Origin of the sequence: Mesorhizobium sp. M7A.F.Ca.CA.001.08.2.1 (genome assembly GCF_003998455.1) — a bacterium.
GTDB lineage: Bacteria > Pseudomonadota > Alphaproteobacteria > Rhizobiales > Rhizobiaceae > Mesorhizobium > Mesorhizobium ciceri.
Genome location: NZ_RZPW01001442.1, coordinates 1 through 523, shown reverse-complemented (window position 1 = coordinate 523; position 523 = coordinate 1). Strand labels below are relative to the sequence as shown.

General features: G+C 58.9%; 1 pseudogene. It reads left to right on the top strand.

Annotation, left to right across the window (positions count from 1 at the left end):
- Positions 1 to 211 precede the first annotated feature (211 nt).
- Positions 212 to 523: pseudogene (locus EN914_RS37870) on the top strand (homoserine dehydrogenase); the annotation flags it as partial.

Genomic DNA, 523 nt, shown 5'->3' with positions numbered 1-523 from the left:
GTCTTCTCGTTCCGTGCGTCAGGAAACTCGTCGCCGCGCCTGCCTGTCGACATGCACTCCGATATGCAGCCGCCATTGCCTGGGGTCACCGCGCCTCCGCGAACGCGTGCCAAAAGGACATCGATTTTGGACATTAGTCTTGACAGAAATACAGATGTTCAATACGCGTCAGGCAATCGAACAAGCCTGCATTATGGGAGGAACGAGCGGTATGGCTTCCAATGTTTCGTTGACGGGTCTTGCCCGCGATCTCGAGGAACGCGCAAAGTCGGGCAAGCCTATCCGCATCGGCCTGATCGGCTCGGGCGAGATGGGAACCGACATCGTCACTCGTGTCGCCCATATGTCGGGCATCGAGATCGGCGCCATTTCCGAACTGAACCTGCCGGCTGCCAGCAAGGCCGTCGATATCGCTTTCCAGGAAACCGGGCATGCGCGCGAAGTGTCGAATGCTTCGGCTATGACGTCGGCGATGGAAGCCGGCAAGGTGGCGGTCACCAACGACGCCGACCTTGTCATCAAC